Source organism: Aquimarina addita (assembly GCF_039539305.1).
Lineage (GTDB): Bacteria > Bacteroidota > Bacteroidia > Flavobacteriales > Flavobacteriaceae > Aquimarina > Aquimarina addita.
On sequence record NZ_BAABCW010000001.1, the window covers coordinates 389,277 to 410,424 of the forward strand.

Genomic DNA, 21,148 nt, shown 5'->3' on the forward strand with positions numbered 1-21,148 from the left:
ATCTATTGAAATCTAATAGCCTTAGAAGGTGTAATTTTCGCCACTACATAAGAAGGTAATAGTAGCATTATCAAACACAGTAACATGGTTCCTATATTCAATAAAAAGACAAATCCTATATCAATATATACAGGGGCTTTGTTCACGTAATATGTTTCTGGATTAAGACTAATGGCTCCATAATACTCTTGCAACAGTAATAATCCTATCCCTATAAAATTGCCCCAAAACAATCCGATTAAAATAAGGTATGAAGCATTGTACAAAAATATTTTTCTTATACTCCAATCACTCGTCCCTAATGATTTTAAAATACCAATCATTTGTGTTCTTTCCAGAATCATGACCAACAATGCTGTTATCATATTAATTCCTGCTACCAATATAATTATACCAATAATCCCAACAATATTGAGATCAAATAGTTTTAACCATTCAAAAACACTTCCATACTTCATTGCAATTGTCTGTGCTTGTAAGGTAGAAGGTATTGTTCTATAAATCTCTTCTCCTTTTATATCTATGTCATCAAAATTGTCAATAAAAATTTCAAAATTACCTATTTCATCAACTCCCCATTTATTCATTTTCTGAATATGCCTTATATCTGCTATAATAAATTTTTCGTCGAATTCCTGAAATCCCGAGTTATATATCCCCACAATTTCGAATGCTCTGATATTAGCTTTAGAGTTAGATGTCGTATTTTTTTTTAGAAAAAAAGTGGTGGCCTTATCCCCTACCTTTAATCCTAAACGGTTTGCGGTATAATCAGAAATTATTATTTCTTTATTTCTGGGGTCTGTAAAATCCGGAAGCTCACCTTCTACCAAATATTCTCTAAAATACTCCCAGTTATAATCGTCCCCAACACCTTTTAGTACAATTCCTTCAAAATCATTTGCTGTTCTAATTACACCTAATTTGGTTGCCACAGCCTGCACGTGTACCACGCCTTCAACCTCATCAAAATAAGGATAAAAATCCTGTTCTTTGCGTATAGGAATCAACGATTCTAAACTATTATTATTATCATAACCAGAGACCAGTACATGTCCATTAAAAGCTTCTACTTTTTCCCTGATTTTGTGCTGCAAACCTACTCCTGTAGCAACGGTAATAAGCATCATAACCATCCCAATGGCTATAGCAAAAATTGCAATTTTAATAATCGCAGATGAAATACTACTTTTATGTTCCTTACCTTTGATAAGGCGTTTGGCTATAAAATATTCGAAATTCAATGTTAATTATGGTTTTAATAAGAAATGCATCTACCTACCGATTAGATAAATTCAAAAATACGTTTTTATTCCTTTTTATCCTGTTTTTTTCTTGTGGAAGAGGAACAAAACTCTCATCACAGACCTCAACTGATACTGATATTACAGTATTAAAAGATACAATTCTGGCTAAAAAGACAGTTATAGATTCATCAGCAAACACAGAACCCATTATTATAGGTGCTAATCAAACTGAACTATATTTACCTTTATTAAAGGATAAGAGAGTAGCTATTGTAGGCAATCAAACTTCTGTAATTTTTAAGTTCCCTAATCTTTCAGCTCTTTTACCCAAAGAAAAGAATACTCCGTCCATTCTTACTGAATGTACTCATCTTGTTGATTCTTTATTAAAACAAAATATTAATATTAAAAAAGTTTTTGCTCCGGAACACGGATTCAGAGGAAAAGCAGATGCTGCAGAATTGATTGCAGATGGGAAAGATATAAAAACTGGCTTGCCTATTATTTCATTATATAGTAAAAACAAGAAACCATCGGCAAAAGCACTGGCTGATATTGATATTATAATTTTTGACATTCAGGATGTTGGAGTTCGATTTTACACATATATCTCTACCCTACATTATGTAATGCAGGCATGTGCAGAGAATAATGTCAAGCTACTTATCCTAGATCGTCCCAACCCTAATGGTCATTATATAGACGGACCAACATTACAAATGGAGCATACTAGTTTTGTAGGGGTACATCCGATACCGGTAGTTCATGGAATGACCATTGGCGAATATGCTACCATGGCAAATGGTGAGGGTTGGTTAGGAAATGAGCTAACATGTGACATCCAGGTAATTCCTGTAAAAAACTACACACATCAAACTCCATATAGCTTACCTATAAGACCATCTCCAAATTTACCAAATGACAAATCAATTAATTTATATCCCAGTTTAGGCTTTTTTGAAGGAACTACAATCAATGCAGGAAGAGGAACAGAAATGCAATTTCAAATTTTTGGATCTCCTGATTTCCCTATTGAATTGTATGACTTTTCATACACACCTCAATCCAATTTTGGTGCAAAATACCCTAAACATAAAGGAGAAGTATGTTATGGAAAAGACCTTAGAAATACTAAACGATTGAGTGCTATCGATTTGAAATGGTTGCTCGATGGCTATAAAAACTCTAAGAATAAAGAAACTTTTTTTAATACTAAATCATTTACAATACATGCAGGCTCAAAAATACTTCAAGAGCAAATCATACAAGGATATAGCGAGGAAGACATAAGAGAAACATGGAAAGAAGGACTGGAAAAGTATAGAAAAATACGATCAAAGTATCTAATGTATAGATGATACCCCGAACTTTTTTATGTTTAATGATCACACCGTTTATTATCAAAACTATTTTAATATCAATTTTAGAAAAAACAATAGAGTACTACTTGTTAAAAACGTACTTTATTATTATCAAATAGTACAATATTTACAACCTACATTCATTAAGACCACAATAAAACCTTTTACAAACATATCATTATACGTTGATCAAGACACATCAGAGTTTAAGAATTCATCGATGTATGTACAATCTTATTTTTCACAATTTTGTAATAAACTTCTTATTGTTGCTATCATTTTTTATAGCATAGTGACTGTAGCACAAAATAAGAATAAATCTATAATAGATCGTCAGGAATCCACAACATATCAAAAAGAGAAAGAAGAATTAGATCGCATTGAAAGTCTTTTTGATAATGGAAATCAAAAAGAAGGCTACAAGATGACGCACCAAATTTCGCAAAGAACCAAAAATGAAATAATTCAAACCCGTACTTTACTAATTTTAGGAAATTATTTCAATACAATAGACCTTCCTGATTCTTCTCTTTTTTATGGCAATAAAGTCATTGACCTGGTCAAAAATAAAAAAGACACCGTTTCTAAGATTAACTTATCCAATGCATACAACATAATAGGAAACGCCTATGGAGATAAAAATCTATTAGAAAAAAGTAAACTATGGCACTTTAAGGGATTGGAGATTTCAGAAAAGTATTTAATTCAAGAACATTATTATAAAAAATTAATTAACCTGGCTTCTAATTATAATAGATCTGGTCAATACGATTACGCCATTGAACTACTAAAACCTTGTTTACAATGGGATGGGGATCAAAATATAAAACTAGGTATATATGCAAACCTAGCTATCGCATATTCATACAAAGACCTTCCTATATTATCAATAGAGTATTTTAAAAAGTGTCTTCAATTTTTTAAAGGGAACAACTCCAATAATGAGGTTGCTGTAACACAAAACATAGGAGCTCAGTACCATATAATGAAAGAGTATGACAAAGCGTTAGCATATTATAAAAAGGCGTATCAAATAGCAGAATTAAAAGGTTACCACAGAACTGCTATTGATGCGATGACCAATATGGGATTAGTATATCAGGAGAAAAAACAATATTCCAGAGCTGAAGAAATATTTGTACAAACCTTAATTATCACAAAAAAAAAGAAATTCACTGATAAAACTATTTCATTATTAGAACATTTAGAAAAGAATTGCAAAGAATTAGAAAGGTATAAAGAAGCATATGATTTTTACAATAAAAAAGTACAATTAAAAGATTCTATAAGACTCGCGCAACAGAATAGTGAGATTAAAGAATTAGAAATTAGATTTAAAACATTACAAAAGGAAAAAGAGATCAAACTCCTGACTATCGAGAATAAAAATCGAGAATTAGAATCAAAAAGCCAACAGGAAGCAATTACTAATCTTACACTACAACAAGAAATTAAACAGAAAGAAAATCAAAACAAAATATTGGTTTTTCAAAACACAAATACCAGAACGATCAATGAAAATCTTTTGCTAAAAAGCAATCAAGAGATTAAAGAAGTACAACTAGAGGTTCAGCAAGCTGAAACACGACGGCAAAAAGAATTCAAAAACACTATTATATATTTCTTCTTAATACTCTTAGTCCCTATAATCGGTTTACTTATTATTTACTATCAAAAATTACAAACACAAAATGAATTGAATCAAAAACAAAAAGAAATAAATAATCAAAAAATAGCTTCATTGCTCAAAGACCAAGAACTAAAAATTATTAAAACCTCTGTAGACATTAAAAGCAAAGAGCGAAAACGAATTGCTCAGGAACTTCATGATAGTATCGGTGGAAACCTCGCAGCAATAAAACTACAACTTAATAATACCATTATTAATACAAATAAAAAGGAATTAAAATCTATAAATTCACAGATAGACGAAACCTATATCCAAGTAAGAAATCTTTCTCATAATTTACTTCCTAAAAAGTTTGATAATAATCACTTCTGTGATGTAATAGAAGAGTATTTAAATAATATATCGGGTGTAACAAATATTAATTCTTCTTTCTCTCCATATCCAAAGACTGATATTAACCAGCTGGAAGAGAATCTGCAAGTCCAGATATATCAAATTATTCAGGAACTGATTACTAATACTATAAAACACGCAAAAGCTACAACCATAGAGCTACAAATCAATATATCCGATCATATTGTAAATATTTTGTTTGAGGATAATGGGATAGGTTTTGACATAAAACTATTAAAAGAAGGTATCGGTTTAAAAAATATAAAAAGCAGATTACACCAGATCTCAGGAGTATTACATATAGATTCCAGAAAAAAACGTGGAACTATTATAAATATAGAAATTCCCATTATATCAAGTAAAGTAATCGAGTCAAAGATGCTTTAAATTATATATTCAGTAACCCAATCATTTTAAGATATAGAAGCTTAATTCAAATCATATTTTGGGTTTGATTCACCCTTATTTTGATACTTTTCTCAAAATAAAATATCCCTATTTTCAGGGATAAAAGAAAGCGATAGAAATAATACATTTGTATATGTCCAAATTAAAACTACAGGTTTTACTGCTCTTCATTGTCTGTATATCCCAAAAGGGAACCGGGCAAATAAACAACGCCAAAGACAATCCTGATTCAAGTTTGACAAGTGCATCAGAGAAAAAGAAAGAAAAAAAAGAAATTGAACATATATCTCTTCTTTTTAGAAATGATAAAGCTGAGCAAGCCTATAATAAGGCATTGCTTATTAGTAAAAACTTAAAAGATAAAGAATCAATTGTTACTATTAATTTATTTTTATCAAGATATTTCTATAAAAAATCATTACTTGATTCCTCCATCCATTATGCTAAAAAAGCATTAAAAGTAAATACAATCTCTAATGACTCCATTAAAAACAGAAAAAAAGGGCAAATATATGAAGTACTCGGAGCTAGTTATACTATAAAGGGATTATATAACGAAAGTAAAAAGTGGCATCTTATGGGTATGAATGCTACAGAAAAATATGGTGAAAAAGAATTTTACTACTCTCACCTACATAATCTTGCCATTAGCTATATGATGCTAGAAGATTACACTACAGCATTACAATACTTCAAACAATGTTTGATTTATCAAGATGATGAAGAATTAACATATCTCACCTATTCTAATATAGGAGATATTTATGGAACTCTAGGACAATTTGATGTATCCAATGATTATCTGGAAAAAGCAAACGTTTTATTACAAAAAACTGGGGATACCTATATGTACGCGATAACATTAATAAGTATAGGATCTAATTATCAAAAACAAGGTAATTTAGAAAAAGCTATTTCATTATATCAAGATGCGCTGGTGATTTCTAATAAAAATAATTATGACTACATTACATTAACTGCTAATTTCAATATTGGTATCTCACTTATTGAAACAGAGGAATATAAAAAAGCAACTACTTCATTTTTAACTGTTATAACCGATGCCAAAAAACTAGGTATATTGCAGGAACAGATGGATAGCTATGAGCAACTTAAAGAAATTGCATTACTAAAAAAAGACTACAAAAAATCTTACACATACTTAGTTCAAGAGACACAGATCAAAGACTCTATAATAAAGTCACAAAAAAGAAAGGAAATTGCTCAACTTGAAATACAATATAAAACTTTGAAAAAAGAAAAAGAAATTACTTTTTTACAGGCAGAAAATGCTCATAAAAAGTTGGATATTGAAAATCAAAAAAAAGCATTAGACAATATAGTATTACAGCAAAAAATAGAACAAAAAGAAAATAGCAATAAAATATTATCTTTTCAGAACTATACAGAGAAGACACTAAATGAGAACATTTTATTAAAAAAGAATCAGCAAATTAAGGATGTTCAATTTAAAATTCAGGAAACAGAAACATTAAGACAGAAAGGTTATAAAAATATAATCTTATATTCTTTTTTGGTGATACTGATACCCATCATAGGTCTACTCATTATATATTATCAAAAATTACAAGCACAAAGTGAATTAAATAGAAAACAAGAAGAAATAAGTCAACAAAAAATTTCATCCCTTATAAAAGATCAGGAATTAAAATTAATTAAAGCAACGATAGAAGTAAAAGATAAAGAAAGAGAACGCATTGCACAGGAACTTCACGATAGTATCGGTGGTAATCTTGCGGCTATAAAAATACAATTAAATAATGCTTTCGCAAAAGTCAAAAAAGATGAATTAAAAATCATCAATACGCATATAGATGACACCTATGAACAAGTGCGAAGTATTTCTAATAACTTAATCCCAGAAAAATTCAGTAAAAATCTTTTTTCTGATGTCCTAGAAGAATATTTTAACACGATAATTACATCGAGTAATCTTACAGGCTCTTTTACAGCATATCCCAGAAAAAAAATTGATACTCTTCATGAGAATTTACAAATAGAAGTTTTTAAAATTATTCAGGAATTACTAACCAATACAATTAAGCATGCCAATGCTTCAACCATTGTACTTCAATTAAATTTAATAGATACCATACTAAATATATTATTTGAAGATAATGGAATTGGTTTTAATGTAGAAAATAGTACAGATGGTATTGGATTTAGAAATATTAAAAGTCGATTAAAACAATTATCAGGAACTTTGTATATTGATTCCAGAATGAAGAGAGGTACTATTATGAATATTGAAATTCCGAACACAACTATATTTAATGAAATTAATAGTGTCACATCTCATTAAATATCAACCAACACAAACTAACCTTATGAAATATAATTTAATAATAGTGGATGATCATAAAATGTTTTTAGATGGACTGCTTAGCATTCTTAATTCTAAAAATGAATACAATATCCTTTTAACAGCAAAAAACGGTACTCATATTGTCAAATATCTAGAAATCAATCCTAACGAGAAGATTGATCTAATTATTACTGATATCACAATGCCAGAAATGGACGGTATTACCCTCAACAAAATTATAAAAGAAAAAAATAACAATATAAAGACACTAGTGGTCAGCATGCACAATGATCCTGACATGATTGATAATCTTATCGCTCATGATGTGGATGGTTATGTGCCAAAAAATGCAGAAAAAGAAGAGTTTCTAAATGCTATAAAGACGATCATAGGTGGAGATAAATATTTTTCAAGAGAAATAAAAGATATTTATACCGAAAACAAATTTTCTAAAAAAAGAAAAGAACAAATTAACCTTACACAAAGAGAAATTGACGTCATCACATTAATTGCGCAAGAATATACAACTCAGGAAATTGCAGAGGAATTATTTTTAAGTAAGCATACGATTGAAAGCTACAGGAAAAATCTGATCGCAAAACTTAATGTTAGAAACCTTGCCGGACTCACTAAATATGCATTGAAGATGAAGTATATTAAGTCTTAAGTTATCAAGCAAATGACTTGTATCATACATCTGCCCACACATGTAAAAAGCTACACTTCATCAATTAGATTAAATTAACGCTTTTATCGATTTGCTTCAGTGTTTTTTACTCAATTACTAAAAAAAAAAAATTACTTTACACAAAAGTAACAATACTACAAATTACTACCTATACCACTAATATACCCCTGTTTTCAGGGTACTAGATTTCACTAGAAAAGGTGTTTTACAAAATCACAATACTCTCCATCTTTGTAGTATACAATGGCATATAATAATCTTGCCGTTTTTAAACAAACTGTATATTAAAGACTAATCATTAACCCTCTAAAAACAAACAATATGATTTGGGGAATTACATTAATTTTTTTAAGTATTATAGCAGTACCATCGTTACTGCTTTCAAAAAAACCGGATGCAAAAGAACTTTTAGCAAAAATTGAACCTTATCAAGGATGGATAGGTCTTATATTTTGCATATGGGGAGTTTGGGGTATTATTTCTATGGTTCTTAATATAGGATGGCTTTCTACATTTCCAATTCGCTGGACCGTATATTTAGCAGGAAATATAGTTGAAGCCGCATTAGGTTTCATGCTTGGATTCGGTATGATCAATCAATTGCTATTATCTAAAAATGAAGCTGCAAAAGAAAAAGCAAATAAACTAAGAGCAAAACTAGCACCAAAACAAGGAAAATTAGGAGTTCTAGGATTAATCATTGGTGCTGCAATGATTATACTGGCATTTTTGCCTTATTAAGGCATCAAAATATGTTTAAGCATATTAATACAATTTAGTTAGTTGACCCTAAGGGGAGAAATTAAATCTTATCCCAGATTTTTTTCTCTCCTTAATCAGTATGGTGTAGAATTAAAATAAAAAACTCAAATAGTCGTAATGATTTAATTACAATTCATAATGATCAAATACAAAATCAATTACATCCTATTATTAATAAGATAGTTTTATTATTTCCAATTATAATTGTAAGTTTGGCAGGCTAATTGCTATAGTTAAGAGTAAGTTAAAATCAATCATTAATATCTAAATTAAAAACATGAAAACAAAAATTGCAATCCTATTCGTTCTTGCTGCCTTAGGTAGTAACTTTAATGCTCAAGCCCAAAAATTTGGTAGTTCAATCAGTAAAGAAGTGATGGGTAAAACGATCAGAGTACCATATACTGATGTCGTTTCTTATTTAGGACACGCAGAAGCAGGAGCACAGGATGAAGTAAAAGATGGTAAAAACTTTTATTACATATACGTTTGGGTACCTGTAGCAGCTCCAGAATTAGGTGTTAGAATGACATCTCCTGCTGGTAAGAGAAAAATCAAAAATGCTATTGTATCCGAGGATTATACTGCAAATGCAGGTTCGACAGATTCTTTTGATACTTATATCACATTAGAAAGATCTACTATTTTAAGTAAAAGTAATATTACAGAAGAATCAGTTGCTGGAGCAACGTGGTTTACATTAGCACAAAATGACGATTCTGAAGATGGTTCTAAAAAAGGAAGTAATTCTCTTTTAAGACATAAAACAGATATTAAAGATCCATTATCTGCAATCACTGTAGGATTATACCGTATTGGTTTTACAACCTTTAAGGCCGGTGATGTTAAAGGAACTTTCTTAGCAGAAATAGGATCTCCAGTAAAATTACCTGGTGTTGTTATGGCTAAAACTGTAGAAGGACTTAATGCAGCACTAGCAGCAGCAAAATAGTCTCTTAGTAGTACAATAAATACTCACATATTATGTCCCTACAATTGCTTTTGTAATTGTAGGGACATTTTTTATACTTCGTCTATCATTTATCTTATTCAAGTTAATTGAACATTAACATTATCATCTTTTCTTTCTGATCAACGATTCTTTAAAAACACAGGGTTCTTTTCGGTTAGATGATAGAATAGATCTTCCTATTATACATTTTGCATCATTGTTAATCATAGTCTCATCACTTTTTTATAAAATTCCCTGAAAACAGGGTAGTATGTAAGTTGTAATTATATTTTCTTCGAACTCTAAAATTAAAAAGCACATGATAAATTCGATAACTAACCTTATTTTTCTACCATTAATTCTTCTAAGTTTTAATCTTTTAGCAATGACGATTCACACAACAGAAACGAATACTATGGATATGCAGGACGAAGAAAAATTTATATATTTAGAAGTATATGGAGAAGGAAGTCATGTGGAAGTTAGGTTAAACGATATTCCTGTAACTACCTTAAAAACAAACACTACAGAAACAGGGTATGGTAATTCATATACGCAGGCACAATACTTTGTCATGCCAGGAATTAATACGCTATCCGTATACCCATTAACCAATAAAGGAAAAACCTTTATTCGCTTAGTTAATTTCACAAAGGCAGATGGTTCTACAGCTAGAGACAAAGGAGAAACACTTATAAAAATTGAGATTGATAATAATGATACGCCCGTTCACAAAGAGGTCACACTAGCTTCTGATAGAAAAAATTGGTCCTGGATGGAGGTAGATCAAATAAACAATAAAAAAGACAAGGAAGAAGCGCGGTCCTTTGCAACTTCATTTTACAAGACAATGGTATCTGGTGATATCCAGAACATGATTATAGCTATGGATCCAATACTTAATTATAAAATAACGGCTAAGCCAGAGACTAAAAAGGAAACTTTAATTACCGAAATTACAAAAGGATTGTCCATGGCTTTTAACGATGAATGTATTTTTGACGATATTAATACCATATCGATTGATTTAGTTCCTATTGCCAACGGAAAACTATTTCTGGTAAAGCGAAAAGATGGAACTACCTTATTTAGAACCTCAGATAAAAGTGAATTTATCGTTGGTTTTAAGGATATCATCGGGCGTAAAAACGGAGTATGGCAATTTTATCATTGATACTTTTTCTAGAACCTTATCTAATCTTATCAAAACTTAGAATAGTGATCCAATTAAAAGATTTTTATCCTTAAGCTCTATGAAGCCTACATTCAAGCTAAATTTAGCTATAATCTTAATTTTTATAAGCTATTTTTCTTATGCACAAAATAAATTCGATAATATTAAAACAAATTATATGAAATATGGTGCTGTTATCAACATAAAACATGGTGAAGAAATCAAATTCGAAGATGGGTTATCCATTACTTTAGCATCATTTTCTCATAAAAACTCCATAAATCAAGTAACTAAATCATCTGCTTACCTAATACTAAATAAAAAGAAAGAAAAAAACGAAGTATTCTTATCTATTTATAGTGATGATAACGAAAAATCAGATGAGGAGCTTAATTCATATGAATTCACAAAAACTGTTCAATCCGAAGATAATATAGAATCAGTAGTAACTAGTATAAATAATGATAGAGTTATATTATGGAAAAAATATAAAATACAGCTCAAAGGGTTCGAATACGATAAATTCATTAAGATTATAGTATCCGAAAAATAAAATCATTCCAAACTACAAAATATTATCCTCTCCGATTACTCTTATGCTCTAAAGGTATGACTGCTTTTAGTTTTTCCACAATATTATAGGCTGCAGGGCATATAGTAATATTCTCCATGGTTAGCTTAGAAATCTGATAAAACTTTTTATTATTGGTATGCGGATATTCTTTACAGGCTTTTGGTCTTACATCATAAATCAAACAATAATTATCTGATGCTAAAAAAGCGCAAGGGGTCTCTTGCAAGACAAAGTCTCCATCTTCATCTTTTCTTAAATATTGTTCTTCAAACTGATATGAACTTATTTTTAAATGTTTAGCAATACGATCTACATCTATATCTGTAAATAAAGGCCCGGTAGTTTTGCAACAATTAGCACAATCTAAACACTCGGTTTTTTGAAATTCTTTATCATGAAGCTCCTGCATCGTTCTATCCAAGTGCTTAGGTGGCTTCTTTTTGAGCTTTACAAAATACTTTTTATTTTCAATCTCCTTATCTTTGGCCAGTTTTGGTAATTGATCTATGATTTTTTGCATATTGCAAAAGTAACTCATAATGAGTATTAAAAAAACTTATACACTCACTCTATTCCAATAAACCATAAGCTACTATGAATAAAGATATATTTGGATTGGCAATTACCGATTTTTATCATCACAAGTACTGCGAAGATATCATTGTACAAGCGCCTGACTTTGATGATGACGTTATTCCTGTTTCTTATTTATTCAGATCATATGATGATATGCCAGCAATAGAACAAAAGGCACTGGATCTTGCGTATGGAAAGATATTGGATATTGGCTGTGGTGCTGGTAGTCACAGTCTATTTCTTCAGGAAAAACAAAAATTAGATGTACATGCAATTGATATTTCTAAAGGAGCTATCGAGATTTGTAAGAAAAGAGGTCTTGCAAAAGCATCAACCATTAATATTTTTGATGTAAAAGGTATGAAATACGATACATTACTTCTTTTAATGAATGGTAGTGGTATCATAGGTAAATTATCACATATTGACCATTTCTTTATACACATAAAGAGCATATTAAAAGATTCTGGTCAAATTTTAATAGACTCATCCGATATCTCTTATCTTTTCGTAGAAGAAGATGGTGGGCTGTGGGTGGATGCTTCTGCTGGATATTATGGTGAAATGCAATATAAACTAACTTATAAAAACAATAAATCAGACTGGTTTGATTGGTTATATTTAGATTTTAACACCTTACAAAATGCAGCAAATGCTCATGGATTTCTTTGTGAATTAATTATAGAAGGATCAGCAAATGATTTTTTAGCCAGACTAACCTTAGTTTAATAGCCTTTACCGGTTAATTTTTCTATCGTTTGTTCATATAAACTTCTACTCCATAATTCACTTACCTCACTTACCATCATAGTTAGAGTTTCGCTTTGATTCTGAACTTTTTTACCCACCTCAGAGTTATAGAATGCATTCAATTCTGCTTTTTGAGCATCGGTTAGTTGTGTTATATCAGCAACTACCTGTGAGCCCGTTTCAGACTCATAAAAAGTAATCAATTGTCTGATATCATCTTGAGAAAAATTACTACGATAGGCAGATACTAATAAAGACTTAATATTAATAATAGCATCTTCTTTTTGATTTTTTAATTCATCCCATACAGAGTCAGGCACGTTTCTATCCTGATATTGTTGTTGCAGCATCACAAACATTTGATCTACTGCACCCTCATATTGTTGTTCTGTTCCGTTTATTTCTAAATACTTTATAGCATCTTCATGGTATGATCTTTGCTGCCCATATATCACACTTGTTAAAATAAAAGTTAAAATAAAAACTAAACTTCTCATAAATTCGTTTATTTACTAATCAATACTTTTTTGAAAAAATTTTATGCAAATTACAAAATTACTTAGCATCCTGATCATAAGCTCACTAATTCTTATTGGGTGTTCCAATGACGATGAAGATACCCCAATCGCATCAGGTTTATCTGCTAACACACAACCTTTAGGTAGTTCAGCTAATGACCTGTTAAGTGATGCTACTTATAAAGGATTAACCATAGAGATGGTCTCTGTAGAAGGTTTTGAACCAACTGCAACAGCTGTTAATGAGTTCAAATCCTTTCTGGAAGAACGCATATTCAAACCAGACGGTATTACTATTAATCAGCGAAGTGTTGCCTCATCGGGTATGGCCCCTTTTACCACTCAGGAAATTAATGAGATAGAATCTGATTTACGAACCACCTTTAATGAAGGTGATGAAATCGTTATTTATATTTATTTTGCTGATGGAGGCAATGAGGAAGACACCGATACTAAAATCACTTTAGGAACGGCGTATCTTAATACTTCTTTGGTTATTTATGAAGACACACTACGTAAATTAAGCATGAATACTAATGCACCCTTATTATCTACAATTGAAACCGCTACTTTGAATCATGAGTTTGCACATTTATTAGGATTAGTTAATATAGGAACCTCACTACAATCAGAACATGAAGACTCAGAAGCCAAAGGGCATTGTAATGTAACAAGCTGTTTAATGGCTGCAGCTATAGAATTTCGTTCTGGCATGATGAATATGCTCGGTAATGGTGTTCCTCAATTAGATGACCAATGCATTGCCGATTTACAAGCCAATGGAGGGAGATAACCTACTACAGCCATTAATAAGATACTTATAATTTAATCACATAGACTTCTATTTCTTGGCATTTGATTTTTCATACACCATTTCTCCTCCAATATAGGTTTTTATGACTTTGACATTGGGAATTCTATCCTCATCTATTCCCATTATATTTTCTTCTAGTATCACAAAATCAGCAAGTTTATTGACTTCAATACTTCCTTTTTCAAGTTCTTCAAAATTACTATAGGCTGCCCAAATAGTCATTCCTTTTAGAGTTTCTTCACGACTTAAAGCATCTTGTTTTTGAAAACCACCTTCTGGATATTGTTTTAAATCTTTGCGGGCTACTGCTGCATAAAAAGTATAAAAAGGGCTTACATTTTCTACCGGATAATCTGTACCTAAAGCTATTTTCCCGGTTTTTTCTAACAGCTTTTTATAAGCATAGGCTCCTTTTATTCTTTCTTCGCCCAATCGTTCATCTGCCCAATACATATCACTGGTTGCGTGTGTAGGTTGTACACTCATGACCAGGTTATCATTCAAAATCTCAAACTCTGTGGGAGCCACTACTTGTGCATGTTCTACACGCCATCTCCTATCCGATTTATCTTTGAGCACCTCATAATACGTATTCATCACTACTGCATTTGCTGAATCTCCAATCGCATGTGTATTCATCTGAAAATCTGAATCAGCAATTGTTTTTGCCAATTTTTTAAATTCAGCAACACCTATAACCATAGCTCCAAAATGATTTTCTTTATCTGTGTATGCTTCTTTTAACACGGCTCCTCGTGATCCCAAAGCGCCATCTGCATAAACCTTAAAAGAAGAAACATTAAGTCGCTCTGTCTTATAAACGCCATCTGCAAGATATTGATCTACATATTCAGGAACATTACTCACCATAGCATACATTCTTATTTTTAATGCTTCTGATTTTTGTAAACTATCTATCAATGAGATTACCTCTGGACTTAAACCAGCGTCATCTACCGTCGTTAATCCATAACTAAAATTGATAGCTTCTGCTTCCTGTAAAGCGGCAATTTGCTCTTCTCTGGTAGGCGCTGGAAAAACAGCTTCTACAAGCTCCATAGGATTATCAATCAATATCCCTGTTAATTGACCGTCTTTTTGTAATATCTCTCCTCCAGAGACTTTCGTTTCCACAGTTATTTTAGCCAAATCTAATGCTTTCTGATTCACTAGCATGGCGTGACCATCTACTCTTGTTACCGCTACAGGTGTATCAGGAAAAAGACTGTCTAACTTTTCTTTAGTTGGAAACTCTTGTAACTCCCAGTCATTTTGATCCCAACCTCTACCGGTAATAAAGGAAACGTTTTTCTCTTTTTGAAATGCTACAATCCGACTGATCACGTCTTCATAACTAGTAGTTCCTGTAAGATCCACTTTTTGCTGTTGTAACCCCAGTCCATAAAAATGACAATGTGCATCAATGATACCCGGTATAATCGTCTTTCCTTCTGCATTTAACGAATCAGAAAAAGAATATGTCTTCTTTAAAACTTCACTTGTTCCTACTCCAATAAATTTTCCGTCTTTTACAGCAAAAGCCTCTGCTCTTGGCATGCTGTCCTGTACTGTATATACATTAGCATTAAAAACAAGAAGATCTGCTGACTTTTTGGGTTGCTGACAAGAAAAGAAGAATACTATACTTATCAATAAAAAAAATAATTTTCGCATAATTTAGTTGAGTTTGATTTGCTTTTCAAAAGTAAAAATAAAAACAACGTTATTCTTCTTTTATCATAAGCTTAACTTTTGTTAAATACTTTAACCTTTTTATGTCTAAACAAAAAAGCACGTTAAAAACTTTTAGTACATTTATCTATTATTAGAGTCTGTAAATTTAGGCATCCTTGCTGCAATGAAAAACAAATCATTATATTCCAGAAGAGATTTTACAAAACTTACCACATTGGGTGCCATAGGAAGTATACCTCTTATCAATACTGCAAATACTATTTTAACACCCACTATTTTGGTTCCTAATGATTTAAAGATATTTGTGTTTTCAAAACATTTACAGTTTCTCAATTATATGGACATGGCTGAAGCTGCCAAAGAAATTGGTTTTGATGGTATTGATCTCACCGTTAGAGATAAAGGACATGTATCACCAGAAAAAGTGTTAGAGGATCTACCTAAAGCTACAGAAGCGATCAAAGCGTTTGGTTTTACTCCGGATATGATCACTACAAAGATTAAAGATATCGATAACCCGCTACACATAAAAATTCTGGAAACTGCCAGTCAATTACACTATACATATTGTAGAATGGGCTGGTTAAAATATTCTGAAAATAACAAGATTCTAAAAGATCTCAATGAATTTAAAAATAAAATTACAGATCTATCTAAACTCACTCATTCTCTGGGAATCATAGGTACCTACCAGAACCATGCAGGCATCTATATGGGATCTTCTATCTGGGATCTGGATCAGGTTTTAGAAGGCATCAATCCTAATCATCTGGGTGCTCAATATGACATTACCCATGCCACTGTAGAAGGTGGTAGAAATTGGGAAGTAGGTTTTAGATTAATTCAGGATCATATCAACAGCCTGGTAATTAAAGATTTTAAATGGGGAATCTCTAACGGAAAATGGAAACCCATATATACTCCACTGGGAGAAGGAATGGTTGATTTTAACAGCTATCTTTTCTTATTAAAAAAATTAAACATTAACGTACCAATCTCTTTACATTATGAATACGATCTGGGTGGCGCAGAACATGGGGGTACTACTTTATCTATTAGTCACAAAGAGGTATTTGCCAGAATGAAAAAGGATGTAATATTCTTGAGAGAAGCCTGGAAAAACATAGAATAAAATCTGAATTACATGAAACTATCTACCACCACCTATACTCTTTATTTTTTGATTATCGTATCTTATATAAAAGCACAGGAAATCGCAACACATCAGGTAATCAAAACTGATCAATTGTATGAATATCTAAAAGATGATATCAAAAAAAAAGTAACAAATTCTGAAGCTGAACTTGCCACTTATTTTCGCCAAAAGTTTACAGAACGTTTCTTTTATGACTGGAAAACTTTTGAAGACCGATTTGAAACATACAATACATCATATCACAAAAAAATAACTCATATTAGCCGAGCAGAAGACCACATAGGAAAATTCACAGGAACAACGTCCTGGGTGCTTCCTTTTAACTATCGTAATGGAGAAAAAGTAAATGCATACGCATTACGTCATCTTGCCAGACAACATAAAATGGTAGATGTAGGTTTTCAGTATTTCTATGACCAAAAAGATCCTAAATACATCCAATACTTTGTAGATCAGATGCATTCGCTAAATGCATCTTTAGAAAAAGGAACCTACGAAAAAATCAAAGATGGCAATGGTGTGTATGAGGCTTTTAGGTCCGGATACCGTGTACTTAACTGGTTAACAATTCACAACATGTTTTTAGGAGAGAACACCTATACTAATAAAAACCAACTCATTACCATTGCTACTTTATTACAGCATGGTGCCCACTTATATAAAAACAATGCCGAATTTAAATCTGGCAACCATCAAACCAGAGGTGTATCCGCCTTAGCTATGTTAGCTATCCTTTTACGAGATTTTAAAGGTACAGAGAAATGGTATGAACGAGCGATGACCCGATTAGAAGAACATCTCTCTAAAGAGATAAATCCAGATGGCTTTCAGTTTGAACGATCGGTACATTATCATATGAGTGATATCGAAAATTACTTTTATGTATATCAATTAGCAAAAATTAGTCATATACAAGTAGATAGTGTCTGGGAAAACAAACTACAATCCCTGTTTACCACGCTCGCTAAAATTGCTTACCCCGATGGTAGCGCTCCGGTTTTACAAGATGACACTAATATCCCTTGGGGAGAGAAAAATGATATTTCCGGTACAATGACTCTCGGATATTTATTATTTGAAGATCCTGAATTAGGATATTTTGCAACAGATCAGGTAGATGATAGAATGTATTGGTTTCTTCAAACAGCACAATTACATTTACTTGAGAATATAAAAAAACAAACACCTTCATATGGTTCTCTTTCGTTTCCCGATACTGGATACTATATTATGAGAGAAGGCTGGAATAACCATGATAAAATGATGATCATTAGTAATGGTATCGATGATAAAAAACCTGATCATCAGCATGGTGATATTTTGGGAATACAAGCCATTGCCAATGGTCAGGCAATATTACCTAATTATCAGGTTCGGTATTCGTTAAAGGATTTTGAACTATTCAAAAATTCTATGGTAAAAAATGTAGCTTTAGTAGATAATGAATTACAAGGAAAACAATGGACTTCTAATAAAGGAGGTAGTGGTTTTGGTAAATTCAAAAAATTACCAAAACCTACGACCATTACATGGAAAAGCAATAACAACTTTGATCTATTTGTGGGTACACATACGGGTTTCGAAAACATAGGAGTCTCCTACTCCAGACAAGTATTATATGTAAAAGATGATTTCTGGATTGTAAAGGATAATTTTAAATCTGATACTCAGCACACTTATAAACAAGTCTGGCAAGGACATTATACCCAAGAACAAGGAGCAGATTTAGTACGATCTACATTTGCAGATGCCAGTGGATCCGATATATTTCAATTAATTCCTACAGAGATTAGTAAGAAAAATGGAGCAAGGGGAAAAGAATGGACCGTGATTAACAAAACAGGAGTAAATAACTTTAGTTTTATTACGGTAATTTATCCATATACCGGATATGATAACAGAATCAATGAAGAAGATAAAAATCCAGTACTAAAAGATTGGAAAACGAATGACCTGTCATTTGAAGCAACAGGTCATCAGCTTCGTTCTCTTTCTAAGGATCAAAGAGCATTTCTTTTTAATGTTAAGAATATATCCATAAATAAATTAGATCTTACGTTTGCAACAGAAACTGATATTTTTATTGAAATAGATGAAAAAATGATCTCAGTACACTTACTAGGAGATAAAAAAGTAGAAATTGTAATGGTGGGCAGTGATGCTAACACAATAAACAACCAAATAGTAAAAAATAAAGGAATCTTAGCGCCAGGAAATATAGTAACTTGTATAAAGAAATAATTATATCAATCGAGATAAAAAATGACAATAAATACTCACTTAAAAAACGCTAAACAAGATACAACATACATTATGAAAAGATTTGTTGTATCAACACTATTCATTTTTTTTATTTCATCCCACAATGCACAATCTATAGAACAACATGAAAAAATCGGAGACTCTTTATTAACCGCTGGTCAGTATGATGTAGCAATCACATATTTTGAAAAAGAATTACAAGAGTTTCCTAAAAATGAACAAATCCTACGATACCTCGGTTATAATCATATTGCAAAAAACAATTTTGATCAGGGTGAAAAATATTATACAGAAGCATTATCTGTAAATCCCAAGTGTGGACGTTGCTATAATAACATTGCAAGAATTTATTATCTAAAAGGTAACACCAGAAAAGCTTTAGAACTTGCTAATAAATCGGTAAACATAGATCCTAAAGATGCATCCTTATATGCTAGCAGAGCCAAATTAAAAGAAGCCTTGAATAATAAATACGGAGCCTTAATAGATTATAATAAAGCTATTGAAATTGATCCTACGCACCCCGGCTATTTTTTAGAACGTGGTTCATATTATGCTAATACTGGAAATGTTACTTCAGGTCTTGCTGATATGACAAGAGCAATAGAATTAGCTCCAGAAAGTTATAACCCTTATTTTAGTAGAGCCAATATATATTATGACCAACAAAGGCATAAGGAAGCTTTAAAAGATATAAACAAGGCAATTGAACTAGATAGTACCCAGCAATCTTTGTACACAGGGAGAGGGTCTATCTATGCAGCTCTTCAAGAAGATCAAAAAGCAATTGACGATTACTCTAAAGCCATAGCTATCAATAAAAACTATTTTTTACCCTATCTTAATAGAGCCTTATCGTATTATCAACTAGAAAATCTAGATGCTTCTTGTGCCGATTATAATGCACTCAATTCTTTAATCGAAAAAGGAAACCTAACAGATGAGGTAATAATATCAGATATAAAAAAATCAATTGAAGATATTTGTAATCCTGAAAAACCTAGTTATTACTATCAAAGAGGTGTGGCACACTACAATCTAGCAGAATTTGATAAAGCACTCAATATATATGACGAAGGACTTGCGAAGTTCCCTGAGAGCGGAATGTTATTATCATTCAAAGGAAATACGCTACTAGCTATTGAAAAATATGAAAAAGCTATAGAATTCTACACATATTCTTTAGAAAAAAAGGAAAGTGTAAAAGATGAAATAGCAGTCCATCCCAGGTTTGAAAAAGAATCAAAAAAACAAACAAGTTTCTATGATCGTTTCTTAGCATCGACAAACCTTAGTATTACAGAATGTTTAATCTACCTGGACCGCATGGACGAAGCTTTGATAAAAATCAATGAGGCTATTGCGCTCATTCCAGATGTAGTCGATTTTAATAAAGAATTCTATTATAATATAAGAGGACATATTTATTTGAATATGAATAAAAATGAACTAGCAATAAAGGACTTCAAAACAAGTATTGAACTGAATAAAAAATTTCCTGCAGCTTATGTAAATATGGCAATTGCAAAGATGAATTTATCAAAAAAAGTAAAATTCTCAACATTTACTGTGGGTAGTAATTTTAAGAATCAACCTAGAAATGTTAGTTGGAGTTTCCCTAACACATCATCTTTTAAAAAATCTGAATCAAATATAAAAGCTGCTTTGTCAGACTGTAACACCGCTATTGCTATTAATAAAAACTATGGTTTTGCTTATTATATTAGAGGACAAATAAAACAAATCTTACAATCCAGTGATTATTGTATGGATTTTTTGACTGCTCAGCGATTAGGGTTAATTGTAGAAGATAATTTACTTAAAGGTTGCATTCAATAAAAAAAGAAAATTGAAGCAAACAA

General features: G+C 31.4%; 17 protein-coding genes. 13 read left to right on the plus strand and 4 right to left on the minus strand.

Going from position 1 to position 21,148, the window contains the following annotated elements:
* Positions 1-2: 2 nt before the first annotated feature.
* Positions 3-1,244, minus strand: coding sequence for an ABC transporter permease (locus ABD816_RS01770; RefSeq protein WP_344924172.1), 1,242 nt, complete (start codon positions 1,242-1,244; stop codon positions 3-5).
* Between the two features lie 8 nt (positions 1,245-1,252).
* Here ABD816_RS01770 and ABD816_RS01775 point away from each other — a divergent pair, with 8 nt between their 5' ends.
* The 8 genes from ABD816_RS01775 to ABD816_RS01810 all read left to right on the plus strand — a co-directional run bounded on the left by ABD816_RS01775 (position 1,253) and on the right by ABD816_RS01810 (position 11,494).
* The gene (locus ABD816_RS01775; RefSeq protein WP_344924173.1) at positions 1,253-2,605 is read left to right on the plus strand and encodes an exo-beta-N-acetylmuramidase NamZ family protein; all 1,353 of its coding nucleotides are present in this window, start codon (positions 1,253-1,255) and stop codon (positions 2,603-2,605) included.
* 223 nt (positions 2,606-2,828) lie between these two features.
* On the plus strand, positions 2,829-5,018 hold the full coding sequence (locus ABD816_RS01780) for a tetratricopeptide repeat-containing sensor histidine kinase (RefSeq protein WP_344924174.1): 2,190 nt from the start codon (positions 2,829-2,831) through the stop codon (positions 5,016-5,018).
* A 154-nt stretch (positions 5,019-5,172) separates the two neighbouring features.
* Positions 5,173-7,362, plus strand: a complete 2,190-nt coding sequence (locus ABD816_RS01785) for an ATP-binding protein (protein ID WP_344924176.1) — start codon at positions 5,173-5,175, stop codon at positions 7,360-7,362.
* Positions 7,363-7,387: 25 nt separating this feature from the next.
* On the plus strand, positions 7,388-8,032 hold the full coding sequence (locus tag ABD816_RS01790) for a response regulator (protein ID WP_344924178.1): 645 nt from the start codon (positions 7,388-7,390) through the stop codon (positions 8,030-8,032).
* A gap of 342 nt (positions 8,033-8,374) precedes the next feature.
* Positions 8,375-8,794, plus strand: a complete 420-nt coding sequence (locus tag ABD816_RS01795) for a hypothetical protein (RefSeq protein ID WP_344924180.1) — start codon at positions 8,375-8,377, stop codon at positions 8,792-8,794.
* A gap of 298 nt (positions 8,795-9,092) precedes the next feature.
* Complete coding sequence (locus tag ABD816_RS01800) at positions 9,093-9,767, plus strand: LipL32 family surface lipoprotein (protein ID WP_344924182.1); 675 nt, start codon at positions 9,093-9,095, stop codon at positions 9,765-9,767.
* A gap of 319 nt (positions 9,768-10,086) precedes the next feature.
* Complete coding sequence (locus tag ABD816_RS01805) at positions 10,087-10,941, plus strand: hypothetical protein (RefSeq protein WP_344924184.1); 855 nt, start codon at positions 10,087-10,089, stop codon at positions 10,939-10,941.
* A gap of 178 nt (positions 10,942-11,119) precedes the next feature.
* Positions 11,120-11,494, plus strand: coding sequence for a hypothetical protein (locus ABD816_RS01810; protein WP_344924186.1), 375 nt, complete (start codon positions 11,120-11,122; stop codon positions 11,492-11,494).
* Positions 11,495-11,516: 22 nt separating this feature from the next.
* On the opposite strand, the gene ABD816_RS01815 is transcribed toward ABD816_RS01810, so the two are convergent.
* Complete coding sequence (locus ABD816_RS01815) at positions 11,517-12,035, minus strand: YkgJ family cysteine cluster protein (RefSeq protein WP_344924188.1); 519 nt, start codon at positions 12,033-12,035, stop codon at positions 11,517-11,519.
* Positions 12,036-12,109: 74 nt separating this feature from the next.
* On the opposite strand from ABD816_RS01815, the gene ABD816_RS01820 reads away from it, so the two are divergent.
* A complete protein-coding gene (locus tag ABD816_RS01820) occupies positions 12,110-12,820 on the plus strand; it encodes a class I SAM-dependent methyltransferase (RefSeq protein ID WP_344924190.1) in 711 nt (236 codons plus the stop codon).
* On the opposite strand, the gene ABD816_RS01825 is transcribed toward ABD816_RS01820, so the two are convergent.
* On the minus strand, positions 12,817-13,338 hold the full coding sequence (locus tag ABD816_RS01825; protein WP_344924191.1) for a DUF2059 domain-containing protein: 522 nt from the start codon (positions 13,336-13,338) through the stop codon (positions 12,817-12,819). The genes ABD816_RS01820 and ABD816_RS01825 overlap by 4 nt on opposite strands.
* A gap of 43 nt (positions 13,339-13,381) precedes the next feature.
* Between ABD816_RS01825 and ABD816_RS01830 the strand changes: the two genes are divergently transcribed.
* Complete coding sequence (locus tag ABD816_RS01830) at positions 13,382-14,152, plus strand: hypothetical protein (RefSeq protein ID WP_344924192.1); 771 nt, start codon at positions 13,382-13,384, stop codon at positions 14,150-14,152.
* 48 nt (positions 14,153-14,200) lie between these two features.
* Here the strand turns inward: ABD816_RS01830 and ABD816_RS01835 are convergent, their stop codons facing one another.
* A complete protein-coding gene (locus ABD816_RS01835; RefSeq protein ID WP_344924193.1) occupies positions 14,201-15,847 on the minus strand; it encodes an amidohydrolase in 1,647 nt (548 codons plus the stop codon).
* A 184-nt stretch (positions 15,848-16,031) separates the two neighbouring features.
* Between ABD816_RS01835 and ABD816_RS01840 the strand changes: the two genes are divergently transcribed.
* The 3 genes from ABD816_RS01840 to ABD816_RS01850 all read left to right on the plus strand — a co-directional run bounded on the left by ABD816_RS01840 (position 16,032) and on the right by ABD816_RS01850 (position 21,125).
* Positions 16,032-17,000, plus strand: coding sequence for a sugar phosphate isomerase/epimerase family protein (locus ABD816_RS01840; RefSeq protein WP_344924194.1), 969 nt, complete (start codon positions 16,032-16,034; stop codon positions 16,998-17,000).
* Between the two features lie 12 nt (positions 17,001-17,012).
* A complete protein-coding gene (locus tag ABD816_RS01845) occupies positions 17,013-19,265 on the plus strand; it encodes a heparinase II/III family protein (RefSeq protein WP_344924195.1) in 2,253 nt (750 codons plus the stop codon).
* 72 nt (positions 19,266-19,337) lie between these two features.
* A complete protein-coding gene (locus tag ABD816_RS01850; RefSeq protein WP_344924197.1) occupies positions 19,338-21,125 on the plus strand; it encodes a tetratricopeptide repeat protein in 1,788 nt (595 codons plus the stop codon).
* The last annotated feature ends 23 nt before the right edge of the window (positions 21,126-21,148 follow it).

Bases quoted from the DNA above. Each gene is read 5' to 3' on its own strand.
- ABD816_RS01805 (WP_344924184.1), top strand. From the start codon at position 10,087: ATGATAAATTCGATAACTAACCTTATTTTTCTACCATTAATTCTTCTA.
- ABD816_RS01845 (WP_344924195.1), top strand. From the start codon at position 17,013: ATGAAACTATCTACCACCACCTATACTCTTTATTTTTTGATTATCGTA.
- ABD816_RS01820 (WP_344924190.1), top strand. From the start codon at position 12,110: ATGAATAAAGATATATTTGGATTGGCAATTACCGATTTTTATCATCAC.
- ABD816_RS01785 (WP_344924176.1), top strand. From the start codon at position 5,173: ATGTCCAAATTAAAACTACAGGTTTTACTGCTCTTCATTGTCTGTATA.
- ABD816_RS01840 (WP_344924194.1), top strand. From the start codon at position 16,032: ATGAAAAACAAATCATTATATTCCAGAAGAGATTTTACAAAACTTACC.
- ABD816_RS01825 (WP_344924191.1), bottom strand. From the start codon at position 13,338: ATGAGAAGTTTAGTTTTTATTTTAACTTTTATTTTAACAAGTGTGATA.
- ABD816_RS01835 (WP_344924193.1), bottom strand. From the start codon at position 15,847: ATGCGAAAATTATTTTTTTTATTGATAAGTATAGTATTCTTCTTTTCT.
- ABD816_RS01790 (WP_344924178.1), top strand. From the start codon at position 7,388: ATGAAATATAATTTAATAATAGTGGATGATCATAAAATGTTTTTAGAT.
- ABD816_RS01795 (WP_344924180.1), top strand. From the start codon at position 8,375: ATGATTTGGGGAATTACATTAATTTTTTTAAGTATTATAGCAGTACCA.
- ABD816_RS01815 (WP_344924188.1), bottom strand. From the start codon at position 12,035: ATGCAAAAAATCATAGATCAATTACCAAAACTGGCCAAAGATAAGGAG.
- ABD816_RS01780 (WP_344924174.1), top strand. From the start codon at position 2,829: ATGTATGTACAATCTTATTTTTCACAATTTTGTAATAAACTTCTTATT.
- ABD816_RS01775 (WP_344924173.1), top strand. From the start codon at position 1,253: ATGGTTTTAATAAGAAATGCATCTACCTACCGATTAGATAAATTCAAA.
- ABD816_RS01830 (WP_344924192.1), top strand. From the start codon at position 13,382: ATGCAAATTACAAAATTACTTAGCATCCTGATCATAAGCTCACTAATT.
- ABD816_RS01810 (WP_344924186.1), top strand. From the start codon at position 11,120: ATGAAATATGGTGCTGTTATCAACATAAAACATGGTGAAGAAATCAAA.
- ABD816_RS01800 (WP_344924182.1), top strand. From the start codon at position 9,093: ATGAAAACAAAAATTGCAATCCTATTCGTTCTTGCTGCCTTAGGTAGT.
- ABD816_RS01850 (WP_344924197.1), top strand. From the start codon at position 19,338: ATGAAAAGATTTGTTGTATCAACACTATTCATTTTTTTTATTTCATCC.